Below are 21,654 nucleotides of genomic sequence, written 5' to 3'. Positions count from 1 at the left end.
GACAAGGCGGACAGACTCATGCACAATGACCAGAAGATGCGCAAGTCCGGCGGCAGAATGGCCTTGCCCAGGTCCAGGACGGTCCTCCTTATCGGCGCAGGTCTGGCTGCATTGCTTGGCCTTGTTGCGGCGTTGATCCGTTCGGATCTGATCCACCCCTCGGGCAGGGTGCCCTTGGCTGATCTGCATGGCATGCTCATGGTCTATGGGTTTTTGGGCGCTGCCATTGGCCTGGAGAGGGCAGTGGCCTATCGCAGCGGCGGATCCAGCAAACCATCTTGGGGGTTTCTCGCTCCTGCCTTGGGCCTGCTGGGGTCCCTGCTCTGCCTGCTGACGTTGATAGTTTCAAGCCGCGCTGCTGCTCCGGCATGGGTCAGGGTGGAGCTTTTTGGCGGCATTCCGTGGACTTTGTCCATGCTGGTTCTGACGGCCATGTACTTGGCCATCTGGCGTCGGCAGCCTTCTGCAGAGGTGCTCATACAGGTTCTCGGATCCTTGGTGGGTCTGGTCGGGGCCGCTGGCTGGGTTGCAGGATTGGATGCCGCGGTTCTAGCTCCAACCTGGCTCTTTTTTCTGGTTCTGACCATCGTCGGTGAGCGGGTGGAGCTGGCCAGGGCGGTCTTCTCGGATATCCTTCTTGAATCAGGAATCCTGGGGCTCAGCCTCCTGACCGCCCTGATGCTGCCGGTCCAGGCCATGGCGCCTTCGGTCGGCTATCCACTTCTGGGGCTGTCTCTGTGCCTGCTCCTTCTCGTGATGGCCAGTCATGATGTGGCCAAGGGCACCTTCCGTCATGGTGGTCTGCCGGGATTCATGGGCACCTGCATGCTGTCGGCCTACGCTTGGGGGCTTTTGGCTGCTTTCATATGGATGGCGGCACCTCTGGATTCCAGCACCTACTGGGGCGACATGGCGCTGCACGCGCTGGCTGTCGGATTCATCATGACCATGGTCATCGCACATGTCTGCATGATTGTCCCTTCGGTCATTCGGAGGCCTCTGCCCTTCCACCCGCTCCTTTGGGGTGCCTGGGCACTTATGCAGGTTGGTTTGCTGATCAGGCTCCTTGGAGCCATCAGATTATACACGCCCTTGTGGAAGGCGGGGAACCTGCTGAATGTTCTGGGAATCCTCTCCATGATGCTGACCGTGGTGTATCTGGCTGCTCACGGCAAGCAGGTTCTGGCATCCAAACGCTACCGTCGGTGTCAGCCCGAGGATTCGCAAAACGAACGAGTTGGGACCCTGGCCCTGAGGACGGACCTGATTGCCACCTCGGCTACAGTGTTGGTCCTGGTGGCCGCCGTGGTTTTGATGGCTCTGCGGCCGACGCTGGCTGTCTCGGTCGGGGCAGCACCTAGTGTCGGAGGCGTCCATGAGGCTTCGTCGAAGAGCGTCCAGCCGACGGGTCACACCAGCAGAGCTTCAATCAGGGTACGGGGTATGGCCTTTGTGCCGGATGTCATCAACATCGAGGCAGGCGACCGGCTGGTTGTAGATTTTCAAAATACTGGAGATCAGCGGCATGACCTGGTTTTCGCCAATGGCAAGAGCACCGGGTCAGTTCCGGTGGGCCAGAGCGTCTCGGTCGACGTGGGGGTCCTGGGGGACGACACACTGGGCTGGTGCTCGCTGGCAGGGCATCGCCAGATGGGTATGGAGCTCAAGGTCCAGGTAAAGGGTGGAACAACCACCGAGCAAGTGCAGTCCTCTGCTGGGCGGGCAGCCCAAAGTCATAGCCCATCAGCTGCCAAGCTCAAGTCACAGGCTGAGAAGAGCGACCCCGCCGAGGCCGCCCTTGCGCCACTGGACAATCAGGGGAGGGCTGGAACCAGAAAGTACACGCTGGACGTCAAAGAGCGCAAGGAGCAGGTGGCTGCAGGGTTTGAGCGCACGGTCTGGAGCTTCGACGACGCGAGCGATTCACGGGATAAGGGATCGCGGCCCCTGGCTCAAGGTCCGGTGCTCAGAGGCCGGGTGGGAGACACCTTTGAAGTAACCATCAGGAACAAGGGAAGCATGAGCCATTCCATTGACTTTCACGCCGGCCCGGCCGTCCCTCAGACCATGATGCGCAACATAGAGCCAGGCAAGGAGCTCCTGTATACCTTCACCGCTGATCGGGCTGGCATTTGGATGTATCACTGCAGCAGCGACCCCATGTCAAACCATATCGCCAACGGCATGTATGGGGCTGTGGTTGTCGATGACGGTACCCTGCCGCCAGTGGCTGCGGAGTATGTTCTGGTCCAGTCCGAAATTTATCTGGGGCCCAATGGAGGGACTGCCGATGCTGAAAAGGTGGCGGCCATGAACCCGGATATCATGACCTTCAACGGACGGGCCTTTCAATATGACGCCCACCCTCTCAAGCTGGAGAAGGGGCAAAGGGTCCGCATCTGGGTTCTGGATGCGGGTCCCAACCAGCCGCTGTCCTTCCATATCGTGGGAACCCAGTTCGATACGGTCTGGACCGAGGGCCGTTATCTGATAGGCGGAGGTGCAGGCGTGAATCCTGCCGGTGCTTCATCGGCTGGAACGCAGGTCCTGCCCCTGCTGCCGGCCCAAGGTGGCTTTGTCGAGCTCAAGGTCGATCAGCCAGGCGACTATTCCATAGTCAACCATGTCATGAGCCTGGCCGAGAAGGGTGCGCATGGCATCCTGCGGGTGTCGTGACGCAATTAATCTGCGTCTGCCGTCTTCAATCCTGCAGCTGGAGTCCCTTGCCGTCCATGTGGTAAGGCGAGCCTGGATGTGAGCCAAGAATCTGCGCACCTTCGACGATGGCCCAGATTGAAGAGATGAGAGGGCCGATGAAGAGGACGAAGATGGTGATCAGCAGCTGAGCGACCCCGCGCCCGGTCTTGCCCAGATAGAAGTTGTGTATGCCGAAGCCGCCCAGGAAGAAAGCCAGGATGGCCGCCGTGACCTTCGACTTGTTCGACATGCCCGGCCCGCTGACATATTGGGCCTGAAGCTGCCAAGGTTGAATTTGGGCCGGTCCGCTGGTGCCGTTGGATTGAGGCGTATATGCGGTTTGGCCATAGGGATTCTGTGGACCTCCCTGGGTGCTCGTGCTCGGAGCCTGCCAAGTTTGATTCGTATCCGGGTACCCATTGGCAGTTGCTGAGGGATTACCCTGCTGGGAAGCAGACTCGTAGTTTTGGTTGGAAGGCTCTTCACCGTATCCCCTGTAGCCTGAGTAATTCTGGCTTGCCTGAGCCGTCGGGTCTTGGTTCTCACCTGTTTGCTTATCTGTGGGTTGATGCCAATCGTTCATGGTTGCCTTTCTTGTCCATACCATTGTGGGAATGCAACATTATATCTCCAAGAGGGTTTGACTAAAGAGAGGACTTGGCCCTGAAATCTGTTCAGCCAAGACTTAAAAAAGTAGGGCAAAGAATTATTTGGTCATTATTTGACTATGGATATGTGCTTTGCACCGGTGGCGTCGGCTGTTCTGTGGGTTCTATGGAAAACGGCTGATCCTGGGTTTGGTTGTTGAATCGAATATGCTTTGCAAGAGCAGAGCGCGGGCTTGCAGACAGCCAGAGAGGGTCAGTGAGCAAGGTTCTCATTCATAGCTACAGGCATATTCGAGTTTGTGTTTATTTGCAGATGGTTCCCAAGGGAAGCGGCAACCGTGGTGTGGAACATCCCGCGTCTCCATGACCAGCAATCGGTCTTTTCGGCGTTTTCTTTCATGACTCAGTTGCTTGTACCGGCTTTAAGGGGGGGGGGGAATGTGCTGAACGAGCAGGTAAACACGAGGTCTAGCATATAGACATGAGTCAGAGCGTAGGTTCATATGCCATCATGCTGACTAATTTCGATTCGGAGGAACAGCTGAACGATTGGAATCAGGTCAGGCTTCTATGCAACAGCAAGCATAAGCAGAAATGCGATCAAGAGCGCATTCCAGAGGTGAATTCGAAGTTCTGGTCAGATGGTCCTGACGGCGTGAGCGTCTGTGAAAGAACCATTCAGCAGCATCCGGAGTTCCTAGAACGATTTGCCGGCATTCTCAGAACGGCATTCCTTTATAGTCCCCGTGTCCTTGTCACTGATGCTGAGCTCTTTGATGGCGTCTATTTTCTGGCATTTGGTCCTGATGTCGTCCTTGACCTTCTGGGGCAGAATGGTTATGAAGCGCCTTTCCTCACCGTTTCCGGCAGACAACCGACCTTGGAGCAGTGCCTGCTGAGGTTCACTACAGTGCCGCTCGACCATCAGCATCAACTTTCATCCGGAGCAGAGACGATTACCCTGCAGGATATAGGTACGTTGCGTCCGCTGCAATATCAGGTTTTGCAGAAGACCATCACCTCTGAAGAAAGCCAACGGTTCGTTCCCCAGGCCAGAGCCGTCTTGAGTGAGCATGCAGAGGATAATTGGTCAATAGCTCACAGGATCGCTTGCTTGTGCTCCGCATACTGCCAGCAGGATCCGTCTGAGGGTACCTGCCAATTGCTGGCTCAGCGCTGGCAGGAATGGATAGATGCCGAACGGAAGGGTCTCATCAGGTATGAGCAACAACGTTCTCAAACCGAGTCGAATTCCGGCATCGTCCGCAGCTTCAATGATGCCTTTCTTCCTGTTGTCAGCGAAAACGCCGATTGCCTGCGTTCCTGGTGTTCCACATCCAAGGCGAACGAGGTAGAAAAGACCGCATTTCGGGATGTCTTGGACAAGATAAGCCATGAGCCGAGGCGGTCCAAGGCCTTTGCGCTCATCAGGCATTCTGCTTTGCCCTTGGGCACGACTGATTGCAATAGGACCATGGAATGCGACCAGCAAACGCTGGTGGACTGGTACCAGTTCGTCTACCGCTTAGCAATGGCGGATTACCTGGGCTGCTGCCTTATGGCCGTACAAAGCAAACCGAATTCGTATGAGCGCTATACTGGCCGGACAGGTGGGCGCTCATTGATGCTGTCGGGCAAGGTAACAGAATTGTTCGGGCAGATGCCTTCCGGCTGTTTCGTGCAGTTCTGTTATCAGTCAAGAGATGCGATACAGCAGTGGCGTAATTGTCGACCGAACGCCCCGGACTCTGACCAGCAGCAGCATATTCGTAACATTGCTTATTGCGTGCAGAAGTTTGCATCGCAGCTAGACCGAAAACAGGACAACTTTAAAATTATCAAACAGTTTATTGCGACCCTGGTCATCGCATCCATATCCGTTTTTTGTGACAAGATCATTTTTTCAAGTTCGATATCCATTATCGTGATATTGACTGGAGCTTGGTTCATTGAAGTATTTCCCGAGTTGCTGACAATGATGGAGTGGATGCACGATCAGCATACGGCAACACAAACCATGGTATTCGCTCAACGGTAATCATCGACCAGGAAGGTGACTGTGAAAAACGCTGATGAGTTGAGGCCTAGGGTTCCTCTGCAGGAAATAAGGCGTAGGAAAGTCTTCGAGGAAGCCGGGGGAGCCGACTTTACCGTGACTGCTGTGGACGTCAAGGTGAGGGACACAGGTGCAGACATGACCTTGCACGTGGCGTCCGTCAAACAGGGTCGACCGGGTGTGATCTGTGTGACGGTAGTAGAACGAGGGGGTGAGGACTTCTATCTGATAGCGCGCCACTGGCGGGTCGCTGTAGAAGACTGGCTATGGGAATTTCCGCGAGGTATGGGGGAGCAAGGCGAGAATCCACAGACTACAGCCATCCGTGAATTGCACGAAGAGACCGGACTGTGGGCTCAGCCTGACGCCGTCCGTCAGTTGCACAGGCTTCATGCCGATGCCGGAGTGCTTCAAGACGACGTGCGGGTGATGGAAATACGGCTTGATGACGTTTCATCCATTCCTGTACTCGATAGCGTCAAGCAAGGCGGTGATTGGGAATTGGAGGATCTGCAATGGCTGCGGTCAGCTGATATCACCAGTATGATCCGTGATGGACGACTGATCGATGGGCCTACCATAGCCGCATTCTCAATACGAGAGATTGATAAGCACAGGCAGTAAGTTCGTAGTGCAATTGGTGACCCCGGAGAGATTCGAACTCTCGACCTACAGATTAGAAGTCAGTTGCTCTATCCAGCTGAGCTACGGGGCCAAACCCTTTCATTGTACCCGCCTGGGTCCACCGGCGGGTCAGATCCATGAAGCCTGGTCGGTAAGGGCATCCGATATGGCTCGAGTCATTGCCGGAACGGTCATGCCATACCTTTCCAGCAGGGTGGTCTTGGGGACCCGGTCGTTGAACTCCTTGGCCGCTCCGAAGGCCAGGGTGTGAACCTGACTAGGTCCGTAGTATGCAGCCACGGCTTGGCCCCAGCCGCCGTCCAGCTGACCGTCTTCGATGGTGACCACCAGGGGGTGGGTACTGGCCAGAGCGTCCAGGGTCTGCTCATCCAGTTGGTCATAGCGATGTGGGTCCACCAGTGTGGGCTTCAGCCCCGTGGACCTCTCCAATGAATCAGCAAGATCGCGGCCAAGTGGAAGGGCATCGCCGAGAGCCAGTAGGGCTACGGTCTTACCTTCTTGCAGGATTCGATAGTGATCCCAGGGAGCAGCGTCCGATCCGCATTCAGCATTGGTCTTCGAGGGATTTGCAGCCAGCTCCATTGGCTTGCCTGCGCGTTCTGTCGCCAGCGTGCGCTCGCCGGGCACCCTGATGACCACCGGCTGCCGGGCCGGACCCGTGGCCCAGGCCAGCATGTCCAGGAACTCAGTCCCGCTTGTCGGAGCCAGGCAGGTCAGTCCGGGGATGCCTCGCATCATGACCATGTCGGCCGCGCCGGAATGTGTGGCATCGGTTTTGGCAACGCCGGTGGAGAAGACCAGCAGAGTCACCGCACTGCCGTTCAAGGCCATCTCCTGCTCAATCTGGTCGTAGGCCCTCTGGAAGAAGGTGGCCGATGTGGCGACCACGGGCGTGCCTCCGGCCTTGGCGATGCCCGCAGCGTAGGCTATCGCGTGGGATTCGGCGATGCCCACGTCCCGGTAGTGGTTCCCGGCCCGCTGGCGGAAGTCGGGATCGATACCGTTGGACAGCGGCGTAGCAGGGGAGATGACCACCAGGCCCGGCTCTTGTGGGAACCTGGCCTCCAGGGCCTGCATGGCCATTCTTCCGTAAGTCTTTCGTGAGTTGGGCAGGCGACCAAGAGAGTCCAAGCCGTCCTGCCAGTGGTTGGCCTCCACCGGACCTTCAGCGGGCAAATCCGGCAGGGAAGTCATATGAGCTGTTTGTCCATCGCTCTGAGCTATGGAAGTCGGGCCGATTTGTCCCTGACTGCCCTGTCCCAGCCCCAAACCCTTGCGGGTGCGAATATGGACCACCACTGGATGATCGGTGTTCTTGACCTGGCGGAAAGCCTCGATCAGATCCTCGATTCGGTTGCCCTTCTCCACGTAGCGGTAGTCCAGTCCAAGGGCGCGGAAGGGGTTGTCCGGGCTGCGTCCTCCACTGGCACGCAGGGCCGCCAGACTCTTGTAGAGTCCCCCGTGGTTCTCGGCGATGGACATTTCGTTGTCATTAACCACGATGATCAGGTTGCCACCTTGTTCTGCAGCCCAGTTCAGCCCCTCGAAAGCCGGCCCGCTGCTCAGGGAACCATCCCCGATGAAGGCGATGATGTTGGCCTTGCCGCCGGTCGCATCCCGCTGGGTGGCCATTCCACAGGCCAGACCGATGGAGGTGCCGGTATGCCCCAGCATGAAGTCGTCGTAGGGGCTCTCCTTGGGCGAGGTGAATCCGGACAGATCCTCATGATGCTCGGGATCCGTGTAGGCCCTGCGCCGACCGGTCAGAATCTTGTGGGTGTAGGCCTGATGGGAGACGTCGAAGATCAGATGATCATGAGGCATATCGAAGACGTAGTGCAGGGCGATGATGGGCTCGATGGTGGCTAGATTGGAGCCCAGGTGTCCGCCATGACGTCGACAGAAGCGGATCAGCAACTGACGGATCTCATCTGCCAGTCGATTCAGCTCTTCCACGGAGAGAACCTTCAGATCCTGTGGGGAGTCGATGCTGTCCAGAAGCTTGCCCATAACCCTCCTGTCGATTTCCGTGATGCAATCCAATGATTCTAGGTCTGGGGCGGGGGTTTGGAGCCGCTGAAAGCCCGATGTTCACCAGGCCCGGCCCTTACATCCATAGGACCGTCACGATTGGCTGCTTCTCCCCGGTCTTGCGTAGTATCGAATGTGCATGAACATTGGAGGGCCGATGGCTGACAATACACATGAAGGGGCACACGTCGCAGTGATCATGGGATCATCAAGCGACTGGGAGACGATGAAGGAAGCCTGTCGGATGCTGGACCGGTTCGCTATCGTCTACACCAAGGAGGTCATCTCCGCCCATCGCACACCTGGGCGCATGGCGGAGTTTGCGCATCAGGCCCGTAGCCAGGGTATAGGGGTCATCATCGCCGGGGCCGGTGGGGCAGCGCATCTGCCGGGCATGGTGGCGGCCCAGACCACTCTGCCGGTCATCGGGGTGCCAGTGAAGTCCCATGCCTTGAGCGGGGTTGATTCGCTCCTGTCCATCGTGCAGATGCCTGCCGGTATTCCTGTTGCGACCACGGCCATAGGGGCATCCGGGGCTACCAACGCCGGTCTGCTGGCGGCTTCGATCCTTTCCATCAACAATCCAAGGCTGGCTCAGGCCCTGGATGACTACCGGGCCGAGCTGGCCCGATCCGTGGAGGCTTCCAATGCCAAGCTTGTCTGAGGAGACCAAGGGAAGAATTGACCACCTGGAACCGGGGTCCGTCATCGGGATCGTGGGCGGCGGCCAGCTGGGACGGATGATGGCCTTGAGCGCCCGCTACCACGGATTCCGCGTAGGTGTGCTGGATCCCACGCCCGATGCTCCTGCGGCCCAGGTGGCCGACTTCCAGGAGACAGCCGACTATGGCAACCTCGATGCCCTCAAACGGCTTGCCGAACGCAGTGATGTGCTCACCTACGAATTCGAGAATGTGGATGCCGACGCGCTGGACCAGGTGAGGGACCGCGTGGCCATCCCACAGGGGACCGACCTGCTCAGGGTCACCCAGGACCGCGTCCACGAGAAGACCTTCATCAACCGCCATGGCATCGATACCGCTCCTTGGAGGCAGGTTGACAGTCTTGACCAGCTGGACACGGCTCTGAAAGAGTTGGGAATGCCCGCTGTGCTCAAGACGCGAACCGGCGGCTATGACGGCCACGGCCAGGCAGTTCTGCGCACAGAGGAGGATCTGCAGGCCCTGAAAACGCGGATGAATGGCCGAGATTTTCCGCCCTCGGTGCTGGAGGGGTTCGTGGACTTCGCCTTCGAGGCCTCTATATTGGTCTCAGGCAACGGGAAGGACTATGTCACCTTCCCCATGGTGCGCAACGAACACCGTCACAACATCCTGCACATGACTCTGGCGCCTGCCCGGGTCGAACCCGAGATTGCGGACCGCGCGCGTGACATGGCCCTGACCCTGGCTGACGGCTTCAAACTGGCCGGGACCTTGGCCCTTGAGCTCTTTGCCATGCCTGGTGGCGGTCTGGTGGTCAACGAGTTGGCCCCGCGCCCCCATAACTCAGGCCACTACACAATCGAGGCCTGTTCCATGGACCAGTTCGATGCACATGTTCGGGGCATCGCCGGGTGGCCCCTGCCCAACCCCCGCCTGCTCAGTCCGGCGGTCATGGTCAACGTTCTGGGCCAGCATGTGGCTCCGGTCAGGCGGCTGCTGGGTGAGCATCCCGAATGGTTCCTGCATGATTACGGCAAGGCCGAGGTGCGCACCGACCGCAAAATGGGGCATCTGACGGTGCTGACCGACAATCCGGAGCGGACAGCCAAGGATCTGGATGCCACAGGCTGCTGGTCCGACCTGGACTGAACCGAATCCTCACATCTGTACCGGCAATCCGGATGTAGGCTTGATGGAGCCCAAGGAGTGTGTCTAATCATGAACGCTGGCTCATCCGTCGGCCGCCGGACGCGGCAGAAGAACGCCATCTGGAGGGTTCTTCAGGCCCAGAACGACTTCGTCTCAGCCAAGGAGCTGCACAGGCTTCTTCGCGACTCGGGCCAGCGAATCGGCTTGGCCACGGTCTACCGTCAGCTGGGGTCCCTGCATATGTCCGGAAGCCTGGACTGCATTGAGCATGGAGGCATTCGTCTCTACCGGGTCTGCCTGGCCCAGCGGAGGCACCATCACCATCTGGTCTGTGAACGCTGTGGCAGGACCGTCGAAATCAGCCCGCCCGACGATGGCTGGCTGAAGGCCGTGGCGGCTGAACATGGCTTTACGGTCTCCTCGCACACCTTGGAGGTCTACGGGCTGTGCAGCAGCTGCCGGGACCGCTCCGGTCGGACAGGCGTCAGTGATTCTCCCGGCCCTTGGGCATGATGGTCCTGATGGCATCCCAGGCCTGTGAAGCCTTGAGATTGGGCAGGTAGGCCTGGACTACAGCCAGTCCGATCTGGGCTAGTTGAGCCGGGTCGGGATAGCAGATATAGACCGGCTGCTCGCTGGGCTGGAACTTCTTCTTGAAGAAGAAGAGCGAGCGGAAGCCGTAGGCCGGCTCCATCAGGTCGGCCACCAGATGCAGGGCATGCTGCAGGAAAGCAGTCCGATCTTCGCCCTGATCATCGTCATCGTCTCCGCTGCTGTCCATGCCGGCCAGGGGAGCGGCCGACAGGCTCATGAATTCCACTGTGCCCTGATCGCGCAGCCGTTCGGCCATTCGCGCTATCAGGAACTCCATGATTCCGTTGGGGCTGTCGGTCCTGTGCCTCATGAAGTCCAGGGTCCAGCCGATCACCTGACCCTGGCGGTAGGTCGGCATCCAGCTGGTCACGGCCAATACTTTGCCCCGGTCGTCTACCGCGTAGAGGATGGCCATGCGCGGATCCCTCAGTTCGTCAAGGCCACCCAGGGTGAATTTCATCTCAGGCAGCGCCTTGAGTTCGGCCCATTGCTCGGAGATGTCCACGATTTGCGATTGGACGTCCCAGGAGGCATCGTTGAATGTGGTCAGCACATCGGTGATGTTGTCTCGCTTGGCCTTGTTGATGGCTGTGCGAATATCCTGCCACTTTTTGCCTTTGGTCTGCCAAAGACTGGGGGTGACCACCATCTCTGTGCCGACTGTCAAAGTGGACCAGCCACGTGCGGCCAGCAGATCACGTTGGGGCTTGTGGACGCTGTAGAAGACCGGTGACCAGGAGTGGGCGTTGCAGAAGCGCGTGAATTCGTCCAGGTCGTCCGCATACTCCTCAGGGTCGCCGAATGGGCCAGTGGTGGTCAAGGCTATGCCGTGCAAAAGCCGGTAGGCGATGCCAGAGTGGCCGCTGGGGGAGAACCAGTAGCTGTTGCCCTCCCAGGTGGTCATGAAGGACATGCTTTCGCCACCGTACTCGACCAGCTTGTCAGCTTCCTGGCGTTCGCTGCCATTCTGGATGACCGAGCTGCGCATCCAGGAGAGCAGAACCACCAGAACCACCAGCCAGAAGATCAGCCCTATTCCATGGCTGACCATTCTCCCCGTGGGGGTGCGTGGCACCAGGGCTGGAAGGAAGCGTGAAGCCACTCCATTGGGCAGGTAGAGCGCAGGCAACTGGGAGAGTGCCCTGCTGGTGGTGGGCCGGGGATTGAAGGAGCCGGGACTGATGGCAGTGAAGGCCATGTAGCCCATGGCGGTGGCCATGAAGGCCAGGACGATGGCAGCCCAGCCCAGTTGCAGACGTGAGGTCTTGGTCCGCACCAGGAAGATTCCTATGTTGCGCACCAGGAACCAGCTGAGAATCAAAGGCGGCAGGGTGATGATCAGCAGCGAGGGCAGGGCGCCGTGACGTATGGCCTGGGGCAGCCCTTCGCCGATGGTCAGTGGGAATACCAGGAAATAGAGCAGGGCCATGACGACGGTCAGGGCGTTGAGGACCACACCGGTGACAGCGGCGACCCGGCGGCCGTGGTAGATGCCCCAAGCCGCAACCAGCATAACCAGGGTGGGCATGATCAGGGAGGAGATGCCAGTGGGGGCGTGGCCGGCTACCAGACCGTAGTGGGCGTAGCAGCTGACCTGATTGTTTTCTGCAAGGCAGCGAGACAGTGCAGCGCTTCCTCCGGTATTGGAGCCCATGAATGTACCCAGGGGGGTGAGGAAGCCGGCGCGGATGCGGGAGGAAACGGTGACCAAGGGGCCAAGTGCCAGAACCGTGGCGACCGCTCCCAGCAGGTGGCGGGTCTCGTAGGATCCGCTATGGCCGTGCGGATTGGCATCCTGGACCGGTCCGTGCCAGAGGTGTCCGGTCATGTGTCCGATCAGCGCTGCCGCCAGGGCGCAATAGGAGCCCGGATTGCCGGTGTAGAGCACCATGAGGATCAGCGCTGTGTAACCGATGGTGGCAATCCTGCGTCGCCAGAGGAAGTCGCTGAAGGGGATGGATGCCATCAGGGAACCGACCACCAGGATGATGGGGCTGAGCGACATGGGCACTTTGATGAACCAGGCCCAATGATTCTGGAGGGCGTTGATCAGCCAGCAGATGATCAGACCGACCGCCGCGCCGCCTACGGCACTGATGACCGCTGCCAGCACGGTGCGCCTGCGCCCCAGCCTGGTTTCTGCGATGCACAGCATGACCAGCACCAGGGCAACATCTATAACCAGCGGCAGGGGACCCGGGGTGATGACCAGGGATACCAGCAGTCGTGCAAACTGGACCAGGAGCGAGGGCCGACCCTGTCCATGGAAGGGCCGGGAAGCCTGACGAATAATCAGATCGGACAGAGGCATGCCCAGCCGGTTTCTGCCAGGAATGCGCAGTAGCCAGATCAGCAGCCAGCTGATCAGATTGAGCAGGATCAGTCCGAGGCTGAAGGCCAGTGCAAGGGCGTGACGTCTGGCCCATCGTGCCAAGTCTGTCAGCAAGACACTCTTGGCTGAAGGTTCCATCAGTCTGGTTCCCTTGTTCGTTGTCTGCATGATTGCGGTGGCTCTTTCTGCTGATGATCTCTATCGATCCGCTGTATCGGCGTTTCAGCTGATGTTCATCTCAACAATATCCGGAAAGTCCTGGACTGGTTGGGACATTGGTCCAAGACCCATGGCTTCGCCCAGCCATTCCAGTCCGGGCTTCCAGGCGGTCTTGACTGTATGCCAGTCATGGCCCGACCCTTGGGTTATGACGGCCTCCACGCTCATGCCAGCCTGGTCGGCGGCCCTGGCGATGACCATCATATTGTGTTGGGACTCCTTGTCGTTGGAACCAGCGGCAGTGAATAGCCGCTGGTTCGATGGGGCCCGATCCGTGATGGCTTTTGCAGGGACCTGGGCCAGGAAGCGTTTCCGGTCGCCGCCGAAGTAGTCCTGGATCATCTGGTCCTGTCGACCCTGGGTTGGCTCCAGTTCCCCGTCGGCCGGGAGCATGTTCCCGTAGACATCGGGATGCCGCGCTCCCAGCTGAGTGGAGCAGGTCCCTCCCTGAGAGAATCCTCCTATGGTCCAGAGCTGAGGTTTGCCGTCGACCGGCAGATTGGCCCGGATCCAGGCAGGCACGTCACGGCTCAAATAGGTTTCGGCCTTTCCGTAGACGGGGGAGTCTACACACAGGCTGTTGTGGAAGGAGGATCCGTTCTGGTCGGGAGAGACCACCACTGGAGCCAGTCCATCATGTTCGGCGGCGTAGGCATCCATCAAGGCGGGGATGGACCCGGCGGTGAAGAGCCGGTCGGGGCTACCTGGTTGACCGGCCAGCAGGACGAAGACGGGCAGAGCGGGAGGCTTCTTGCTCAACGCGGCGGGCGGCAGGTAAATATCGGCTGGACGTGCCAGGAAACGTGAGCTGTCATTGGGGATGCGCACGCTGTAGGAGCGGCCGGTGTGGGGATAGGCCGGCAGGTTGCCTTTGGAGGCCCGGGCACGCCACTGGGCCACACTCATGGCTGGTCTGACTGCCTGGTGGCTCCCGTAGTCGGGATAGAGAGTGACGTCGAACAGGGATCCCAGAGTGGTGAACTCTCCGTAGATGATATCCACTCTAAGCCCGGTGGACAGCAGGCAGAGCAGGATGCTCAGGGCTGCCAGGAGGCGGCGCCATCCCCGGGAAGTGACCAGGACGCAAATGGTGAACCCCACAGCTAGGAAGCCCAGGGCCACGGTGATAATGACCATCCAGCCCAGGGAAACTCCGAAGAGCATGAAGACATCGGAGACCAGCCAGGTGGCCAGCAGTCCCAGGGCTCCTATGCCTGCGGCGATGGCGACCTGTTTCAACAGGGTCCGCCAGCGTCCATGGGTCAGTCCGGTCAACACCAGCAGAACCAGGGCCAGGGCCGTCAGGGTGAACAGCGTCGCGGGAAGCCATCCCTGGGTCAGATGGACCTTTGCCAGCCATGTACCCATGCAATTCCTTCCAGCCAAAACGTATCCGCAGTTCAGTATAGGGAGTGTTTGGGCGGATGACTGCCATTTTTATAGGCACCAGTTCTGGCCATTCGTTATTCTATGGTAGATTTATTGATAATCAATCTCAGTAACGCTTGTAGGGCTTGTCAACTGGCCCCACGTCGTCGCCAGGAAGGAACCTTCATCCATGCATGCCAGCAGCCCACGCCTTCGCCGGACCCGTGCCTTGGTCGCCTCCCTTCTGGCCGGACTGTCCCTGCTGACCAGTCTGGCAGGCTGCGGGAATAGCGAATCGTCATCATCGCCCACCGGGTCCGGCCCTTTGCAGGTAGTGGCCAGCATTAATCAGTGGCAATCCCTGGCCGAGGACCTGGGCGGCAACCAGGCCCGGGTGGACACCATTCTGAGCAACACCTCGACTGATGCCCATGACTATGAGCCGACAACGGCTGACATCGCCCGAATCAGCCGTGCCGATCTGGTCATAGTCAACGGGGCCGGCATCGACGACTGGGCGGTCAAGGCAGCTGAAACCGGACAGGCCGGGCTGGTGGACATATCCAAGGCATCGGGGCGCAAGACCGGCGACAACCCCCATCTTTGGTTCTCCTCCCAGGGCAGGAGAGCAGCGGCCAAGGCTGTGCATGAGGCTTACCGGCAGCTGCGTCCAGGTCGCGAGGCCGACTTTGACAAGGCCTACCAGGACTGGCAGGGTCGACAGGCCCGGCTGGATAATCTGATAGCCGATGCGCGCAAGCAGACCCAGGGACGTCACTACGCGGCCACGGAATCGGCTGCCTACTACCTCTGCCATGATCTGGGCATGGAGGACCTGACCCCAGAGGGGTATCTGCGGGCGGCCGCCAACGAGAGCGAACCCTCGCCCGAGGACCTGGTGGCCTTCCGCCACCTGCTGACCTCCGGGCAGTTGGACATGCTGGTGCTCAACGTTCAGGAGGTCAATCGAACCTCCAAGGAGCTAGCCATTGAGGCCCGCAAGGCCCATGTGCCGGTTTTCGAGGTCAGCGAGCAGCGACCCGACAAGTACCGGAACCTGGAGGATTGGATCAGCGCCTTGGTCCAGCGGGTGCCGGGCTCCAAGGCCTGACTGCCCGTTCGCTCTTATGTTCGCTAAGGGGTGTTTTCAAGAGGCTTGTCGTCCTTAATGGGAACAATGGCACAGGTATCGGTAAAAGCCCATGGGGCCCAGTTGCCAAAGTCAGGAGTAAGCGGTGAAGGATTGTAAGCGTCAGCCCGGCCGGTGGACATCTTGGATGCAGAACATAACCGGACGTCTTCGGGTGCGTGGGTGGGTCTATCTGCTCGCCTTCATCCTGATTGACTTCCTGTCAGTGGGCATCCTGCAGTGGGGGGTCTCCCTGAACAGCTCCCGCGTAGAGCTGTCCAACCCATTGATCGGCTTCTGGGGCTTCATCTCGGCCATGTGGACCCAGCGTCGATTCGTCCTGGTGCTCAACATGCTGGCTGTGGGCCTGGTCTACCTGGCTCTGGTCTACCTGACCAATCGCTTCTGGGCGGCATCGGGGCTGATCCTGGCCATCTGCGCGGTCATCGCGGTCATCGAGCGCTTCAAGGTGCGTGCACGCTACGAAGCCGTCCTGCCCTCCGATCTGGATTTCCTCCATGCCGATGCAGCCAATCTGGTCTCCTTCCTCCCGGCCCGGTCCCTGATCATGATCGGGTTGGGTGTCGTGGCCCTGATCATTCTCGGAGTGCTCTGCTGGGTGGTGACACGGATGGATGCTCGTCGTGGCCGTCCGGTGGCCACCGGCAACAAGCCCCTAGGCGCTGGACTGCGTACCGTAGGAGTCCTGGTCCCGGTCCTGGTGGTGGCGCTCTTCATGTCTACTGTGGGCACCTACGGCAGCCCCGCCTATCGCTTCTCTCAGTTCATGGGAGATATACCCTCCATGTGGGACTCGGTATATGACGCCCAGCGCAACGGGGTCTTCGTGTCCTTCTCCCGGCAGCTGCGGCCCAAGGTCATGGACCAGCCCGCAGGCTACAGCCGTGCCACCATGCGGTCTCTGGCCCACCGCTACCAGATTTCGGCTGACCGCATCAACCGTGACCGCAAGTCCTATATGAATGAGTCGAGCCTGGTCTACATTCTCTCTGAGTCTTTCTCGGATCCCACGCGGGTGCCGGGCGTCGCGCTCAACCAGGACCCCATGCCCCATATCAGATCCATCAAGGAGGGCACCACCAGCGGGCTCATGCTCTCCTCCGGTTACGGTGGGGGCACGGCCAATCTGGAGTTCCAAGCCATGACCGGCCTGTCCATGGCCAACTTCGACCCTTCGCTGACATCCCCCTACCAGCAGGTCATCCCTCATCTGAATTGGATACCAACGGTCAATCAGGCCTGGGGGTCGCCATCCAAGTCCCTGGCCTTCCATCCTTATGAGTCTTCCATGTACTCCAGGGCTGAGAACTACAAGAAGTTCGGTTTTTCACACTTCTACTCGCTGACCGGCCCTGACCAGATAGCCCACCAGGACCGCATCGACCGCAGCCAGTATGTGGGGGATCGTTCCGCCTACGATTCCGCCTTGGAACAGATGGGCGACGACAAGGGCAACCAGTTCGTCGAGGTCATCACCATGCAGAACCATATGCCCTACAACGACTGGTATGACGACAATAATTTCTCGGTAAGCTCCTCCGACCCCAACATGCCCCTGGGCGACGATGAGATGCAGTCCATCCGCACCTATGCCAAGGGGGTCAGTCTGACCGATCAGGCCACTGCTGATTTCCTGAACAGCCTGGATTCCCAGAGTAAGCCGGTCACCGTGGTCTTCTATGGGGATCACCTGCCCGGCATTTATGGCACGGCCAGCTGGGACGAGCGCAACTCCCTGGCCCTGCATCTGACCGACTACTTCATCTGGTCCAACAAGGCCTCGGATGCCTCGGGAACCCAGGTAAGCAACAGCGCCTATTCCTCGCCCAACTTCTTCCAGGCACAGGCGGCAGAGCACATGGATGCCAAGGTTTCGCCATTCACGGCCTTTCTGACCCAGCTGCACGAAAAGATCAGCGCCATTGAGCCTCCGGTTGCCAACCAGATCCAGGACTGGAACAGGATCCCGGCAGGGCAGACCAACTATCTGGATGCCCAGGGTCAGCCCATGAATGCCCGTGACTTCGACCGGTCCACCCGGCAGCTCTTGAATGACTACAAACTGATCCAGTACGACATCATGGCAGGTAAGCACTACCTGCAGGGGACCGGCTTCAACACCACTCCCACCCGCCGTTCGGATGCAGCCCGTCAGAAGGTCAAGGAACAAGCCCGCCAGGAGGAGCAAAGCCAGGATAAGGACAGCGACAGCGAGGGCTCGACCAGCTCGGCCAATTAGGCTTCCAGGCCGCGGTGGCCGATGTCGTGCCGATAGAAGAGGCCAGGCATCGACAATCCGTCCAGACGGTCATAGACTCGGCGGGCTGCCTGGGTCAGGTCGTCACCTCGGGCCACCACCAGAGCGGTCCGTCCCGAGGAAGATGTCAGACCAGTCGAAGCCGAGCCGGACACTCCGGCGTAGTAGGCTCTGAGGTCCTGCTCCGGAGCGATCAAGGGCACGGGCACCCCGGTCTTGGGATTGCCGGGATAGCCTTCTGCTGCCAGGACCACACCCAGGCGGCTGTGGGAGTCGTCCCAGGTGAATTGCGGCTCTCCACCCTGCATCAGCGTGCGGATGGCTGTACCCAGGTCGCTGGTAAGGGCAGGCAGCACCACCTCGGTCTCCGGGTCTCCCAGTCGTGCGTTGAATTCGATGACTTCAGGACCCTTGTCAGTGACCATCAGCCCTGTGTACAGAACTCCGGTGAAGGGACTGCCCTCCTGGGCCAGGGCACGGACGGTGGGAGCGACGATGGTATCCAGGGCCTTTTGGGTCAGTTCCGGGCCGAACTGCGGCAGAGGGGAGTAGGCCCCCATGCCACCGGTGTTGGGACCCCTATCCCCGTCATAGGCCGGCTTGTGGTCCTGGGACAGAGGCATGGGCCAGAACTGCTCACCTCTGACGAAGCACATGAGCGAGCACTCCTGACCCACCAGCTGATCCTCGATGACCACCTGGGCTCCGGCCTGTCCGAACTTATGATCGATGAAGATGGCATCCAGGGCCTGCATGGCCTGGTCAAGGTCGGCGGCCACCGTCACGCCCTTGCCAGCTGCCAGCCCGTCAGCCTTGATGACCACGGGCGCGCCATGCGAGCGTACATAGGCCTTGGCTGTCTCAAGGTCATGGAAGACCGCATAATCAGCGGTCGGGATTCCATGCCTGTGCATCAGGTCCTTGGCAAAGCCCTTGGACCCCTCTATGCGGGCCGCAGCCTTGCCGGGTCCAAAGGCGGGGATGCCGGCAGCCTGCAGTTCGTCGACCAATCCGGCCGTCAAAGGGGCCTCGGGTCCAACGAAGACCCAGTCGATTCCCAGCTCGCGTATTGCAGTGATCAGTTTTTCAGGCTGTGAGGAATCCTCTCGCAGCAGGTTGATGCCGTCCGGCTCCATGCCCGGGTTGCCCGGGGCGCACCAGACCCGATCCACTCCTGGCCCGGACAGCAGGGTGGTGGCGATAACGTGCTCCCTGGCTCCCGACCCAATGACCAGTACCTTGTCCGCCACGATGGGCTCCTCTCGCTATTACTGACGATCGTTTTCGTTAAGGATGACCCGCTGGCCGTTTTGAGCACCTGTCACCTGTCCGATCAGGCTGTAGGGCTCCTGCTCCTCATCCAGGACTGCGCGGGCCTGGTCCAGCTGGTCAGGGGAGACGACCAGAACCATCCCTATGCCCATGTTGAAGATGTTGTACATCTCCAGGTGGTCGACCCCGCCCATCTCCTCGATCATCGTGAAGATGGGCGGCACCTCCCAGGCATCCAGGTTGAAGCTGGCAGCCAGACCCTCGGGCAGAATCCGGGGCACCTTCTCCACGAAGCCGCCGCCGGTGATGTGTGCAGCACCTCTGAGCAGGCCTGAGGCGAAGAGCGGGCGCAGGGCCCTGACATAGATGCGGGTGGGTGTCAGCAGTTCCTCTCCCAGAGTCCGTCCGCCAAGCTGGTAGGGCCGGTCCTCCAGCTTCATGCCCCCCTGATCCAGCAGGACCTGGCGAATCAGGGAGAATCCGTTTGAGTGGACTCCCGAGGAGGGTAGACCGATCAGCTGGTCGCCCTCTCTGATGGCTGAACCGTCCACAAGGGACTCCCGTTCGACCACACCCACGGTGAATCCGGCCAGGTCGTACTCATCGGGCTGGTACATGTCAGGCATCTCGGCGGTCTCCCCGCCTACCAGGGCGGCCCCGGCCTGGACGCAGCCGTCAGCCACTCCCTTGACCACCTGTTCCAGCAGGGCTGGGTCGTTATGCCCGCAGGCGATGTAGTCCAGGAAGATCAGCGGCTCGGCCCCTTGGGCGATGATGTCATTGACGCACATGGCCACGCAGTCCTGGCCGATGGTGTCATGACGACCGGCCTCCCGGGCCACCATCAGCTTGGTGCCCACGCCGTCAGTGCCCGAGACCAGGACCGGATGGCGGTAATCGAGCGCAGACAGGTCGAAGTCGCCGCCGAAGCCGCCGATGTCGCCGGCGCCCGGCCTACGGGTTCTGGCCGTGTGGGAACGAATCCTGTCGATCAGTTCGTATCCGGCCTCCACCGATACCCCAGCCTGCTCATATGCCTTCGGCATGGACTCCCCTTTCTCTGCTTTGTCTGTCCTGCTCTTCGTTAGTGCTCATTGATCTGTTCTCTGCCCCGACCCTGCAGGCATGTCAAGTCCATAGGATCCCTTGGAGGCTTCCAGCCGGGCCCGGTCCTCTGGGGTCAGCGAGGCCAGGAAGCCCTGCTCGTAATCATCAAGCCGCGTTGGGTAGTCTCCGTTGAAGTAGGCCACGCAGAGTCCCTGGTAGGGTGCATCACGACCCAGGCCTATGGAATCCACCAGACCGTCCAGGCTCAGGTAGGCCAGGGAATCGGCCTCAATGGCTTCTCTGATCTGCTCCACGGACTTCTTGGCGGCAATCAGTTCGGAGGTCCGTTGAATGTCGATGCCGTAGTAGCAGGGGTAGCGTAGGGGCGGGGATGCGATACGCATGTGCACCTCGCTCGCCCCGGCCTCCCGAAGCAGACGGACGATTCTGCGCGAGGTGGTGCCTCGGACGATGGAATCGTCGATGACCACCACCCGTTTGCCGGCCACGACGCCGCGTACCGCGGCCAGTTTCATCCTGACACCCTGCTCGCGCATGGCCTGGCTGGGCTGGATGAAGGTGCGTGCCACATACTGATTCTTGATCAGCCCCATCTCGTTGGGTAGTCCGGCCGCCTCGGCATAGCCTGATGCTGCCGACAGGGAGGAGTTGGGCACTCCGATGACCATGTCGGCGTCCACAGGGGCCTCGCGGGCCAGCCTGGCCCCCATCCTCTTGCGGGCCGAGTGGACATTGACCCCATAAATATTGGAGTCGGGCCTGGCGAAGTAGATGAACTCCATGGAGCAGATGGACAGGCAGGTCTGATTGGTATAGCGCTCGATGCTGTAACCCGAGTCATCCACCCGGACGATTTCGCCGGGGCCGATGTCACGCACCAGGGTGGCACCGACCAGGTCCAATGCACAGGTTTCCGAAGCCAGAACGTAGGCCCCACCTGGCAGCCGGCCCAGGGAGAGGGGACGGAAGCCGTTGGGATCCATGGCTCCAATCATGGCATCCTCGGTCATGAGCAGGTAGGCGAAGCCGCCATGGACCTGGCGCAGAGCCTGTTTGAGCGCCGCCATGAAGTCCTTTTCAGGGCTACGGCGAATCAGGTGCATGAGCACCTCGGTGTCGGAGTTGGAGTGGAAGATGGCCCCCTGATCCTCCAGTTGCGCCTTGAGGCTGTTGCAGTTGGTCAGGTTGCCGTTGTGGGCCAGGGCTATATCCCCGTCATGGAAGCGGAAGACGAAGGGCTGGATGTTCTCGATGGACCCTGAACCTGTCGTGGCGTAGCGCACATGCCCGACGGCCCGGTCCCCGGTCAGCGGTGTCAGGCTGGACTCGTCCGGGAAGACCTGAGTCAGCAGGCCCAGACCCCGCCGTCCGATCAGATGCCCCTGGTCGTTGGAAACGATGCCGGCACCCTCCTGACCACGGTGCTGCAGGGCATGCAGGCCGAAGTAGGTCAGTCGGGCGGCATCGGGATGGCCCCAGACTCCGAAGATTCCGCACTCCTCGTGGATGCCTTCAAGCTCCAACGACATGGTCTGTGTCCTTT

At 60.0% G+C, this 21,654-nt stretch carries 15 protein-coding genes and 1 tRNA gene; 8 read left to right on the top strand and 8 right to left on the bottom strand.

Going from position 1 to position 21,654, the window contains the following annotated elements; translation table 11 throughout:
* The first annotated feature begins 18 nt into the window (after nt 1–18).
* Nucleotides 19–2,676, top strand: coding sequence for a multicopper oxidase domain-containing protein (locus ACNAOV_RS06270; protein WP_416517054.1), 2,658 nt, complete (start codon nt 19–21; stop codon nt 2,674–2,676).
* 25 nt (nt 2,677–2,701) lie between these two features.
* Here the strand turns inward: ACNAOV_RS06270 and ACNAOV_RS06265 are convergent, their stop codons facing one another.
* Nucleotides 2,702–2,947, bottom strand: coding sequence for a TM2 domain-containing protein (locus ACNAOV_RS06265; RefSeq protein WP_052108376.1), 246 nt, complete (start codon nt 2,945–2,947; stop codon nt 2,702–2,704).
* An 839-nt stretch (nt 2,948–3,786) separates the two neighbouring features.
* On the opposite strand from ACNAOV_RS06265, the gene ACNAOV_RS06260 reads away from it, so the two are divergent.
* Both ACNAOV_RS06260 and ACNAOV_RS06255 read left to right on the top strand, forming a co-directional pair.
* Entirely contained in the window at nt 3,787–5,343 is a 1,557-nt protein-coding gene (locus ACNAOV_RS06260; RefSeq protein ID WP_416517053.1) for a hypothetical protein, read from the top strand.
* Between the two features lie 21 nt (nt 5,344–5,364).
* Nucleotides 5,365–5,985, top strand: a complete 621-nt coding sequence (locus ACNAOV_RS06255; RefSeq protein WP_416517052.1) for an NUDIX hydrolase — start codon at nt 5,365–5,367, stop codon at nt 5,983–5,985.
* A 14-nt stretch (nt 5,986–5,999) separates the two neighbouring features.
* On the opposite strand, the gene ACNAOV_RS06250 is transcribed toward ACNAOV_RS06255, so the two are convergent.
* Both ACNAOV_RS06250 and ACNAOV_RS06245 read right to left on the bottom strand, forming a co-directional pair.
* Nucleotides 6,000–6,076, bottom strand: a tRNA-Arg gene (locus ACNAOV_RS06250).
* Nucleotides 6,077–6,114: 38 nt separating this feature from the next.
* Complete coding sequence (locus tag ACNAOV_RS06245; RefSeq protein ID WP_416517051.1) at nt 6,115–8,016, bottom strand: 1-deoxy-D-xylulose-5-phosphate synthase; 1,902 nt, start codon at nt 8,014–8,016, stop codon at nt 6,115–6,117.
* A 178-nt stretch (nt 8,017–8,194) separates the two neighbouring features.
* Between ACNAOV_RS06245 and purE the strand changes: the two genes are divergently transcribed.
* From purE to ACNAOV_RS06230, 3 genes are all read left to right on the top strand, one after another.
* Nucleotides 8,195–8,701 carry a 5-(carboxyamino)imidazole ribonucleotide mutase gene (purE, locus tag ACNAOV_RS06240; protein ID WP_416517050.1) on the top strand — a complete coding sequence of 169 codons (507 nt, stop codon included), beginning with the start codon at nt 8,195–8,197 and terminating at the stop codon, nt 8,699–8,701.
* Nucleotides 8,685–9,851, top strand: a complete 1,167-nt coding sequence (gene purK, locus ACNAOV_RS06235; RefSeq protein WP_416517049.1) for a 5-(carboxyamino)imidazole ribonucleotide synthase — start codon at nt 8,685–8,687, stop codon at nt 9,849–9,851. The genes purE and purK overlap by 17 nt, the downstream gene beginning before the upstream one ends.
* Nucleotides 9,852–9,920: 69 nt before the next feature.
* Nucleotides 9,921–10,364 (top strand): Fur family transcriptional regulator, encoded by a 444-nt coding sequence (locus ACNAOV_RS06230; RefSeq protein WP_416517048.1) that lies wholly within the window; start codon nt 9,921–9,923, stop codon nt 10,362–10,364.
* Here the strand turns inward: ACNAOV_RS06230 and ACNAOV_RS06225 are convergent.
* The gene (locus ACNAOV_RS06225) at nt 10,336–12,945 is read right to left on the bottom strand and encodes a bifunctional lysylphosphatidylglycerol flippase/synthetase MprF (protein WP_416517047.1); all 2,610 of its coding nucleotides are present in this window, start codon (nt 12,943–12,945) and stop codon (nt 10,336–10,338) included. The genes ACNAOV_RS06230 and ACNAOV_RS06225 overlap by 29 nt on opposite strands.
* 54 nt (nt 12,946–12,999) lie before the next feature.
* Nucleotides 13,000–14,364 carry an alpha/beta hydrolase gene (locus ACNAOV_RS06220; RefSeq protein ID WP_416517046.1) on the bottom strand — a complete coding sequence of 455 codons (1,365 nt, stop codon included), beginning with the start codon at nt 14,362–14,364 and terminating at the stop codon, nt 13,000–13,002.
* A gap of 190 nt (nt 14,365–14,554) precedes the next feature.
* Between ACNAOV_RS06220 and ACNAOV_RS06215 the strand changes: the two genes are divergently transcribed.
* Both ACNAOV_RS06215 and ACNAOV_RS06210 read left to right on the top strand, forming a co-directional pair.
* The gene (locus ACNAOV_RS06215; RefSeq protein ID WP_416517045.1) at nt 14,555–15,475 is read left to right on the top strand and encodes a metal ABC transporter solute-binding protein, Zn/Mn family; all 921 of its coding nucleotides are present in this window, start codon (nt 14,555–14,557) and stop codon (nt 15,473–15,475) included.
* Nucleotides 15,476–15,641: 166 nt separating this feature from the next.
* A complete protein-coding gene (locus ACNAOV_RS06210; protein WP_416517044.1) occupies nt 15,642–17,753 on the top strand; it encodes an LTA synthase family protein in 2,112 nt (703 codons plus the stop codon).
* Here ACNAOV_RS06210 and purD read toward each other — a convergent pair.
* The 3 genes from purD to purF are packed head-to-tail and all read right to left on the bottom strand — an operon-like array spanning nt 17,750 to nt 21,640.
* Nucleotides 17,750–19,021, bottom strand: coding sequence for a phosphoribosylamine--glycine ligase (purD, locus tag ACNAOV_RS06205; protein WP_416517043.1), 1,272 nt, complete (start codon nt 19,019–19,021; stop codon nt 17,750–17,752). The genes ACNAOV_RS06210 and purD overlap by 4 nt on opposite strands.
* Before the next feature lie 18 nt (nt 19,022–19,039).
* Nucleotides 19,040–20,089 (bottom strand): phosphoribosylformylglycinamidine cyclo-ligase, encoded by a 1,050-nt coding sequence (purM, locus tag ACNAOV_RS06200; RefSeq protein ID WP_416517042.1) that lies wholly within the window; start codon nt 20,087–20,089, stop codon nt 19,040–19,042.
* A 45-nt stretch (nt 20,090–20,134) separates the two neighbouring features.
* Nucleotides 20,135–21,640 (bottom strand): amidophosphoribosyltransferase, encoded by a 1,506-nt coding sequence (purF, locus tag ACNAOV_RS06195; protein WP_416517041.1) that lies wholly within the window; start codon nt 21,638–21,640, stop codon nt 20,135–20,137.
* Between the last annotated feature and the right edge of the window lie 14 nt (nt 21,641–21,654).

The sequence above is a fragment of the Bifidobacterium asteroides genome, assembly GCF_048001765.1.
Lineage (GTDB): Bacteria > Actinomycetota > Actinomycetes > Actinomycetales > Bifidobacteriaceae > Bombiscardovia > Bombiscardovia asteroides_K.
The sequence above is the reverse complement of the archived record's forward strand: the minus strand, read 5'-3'. Positions and strand labels throughout refer to the sequence as shown.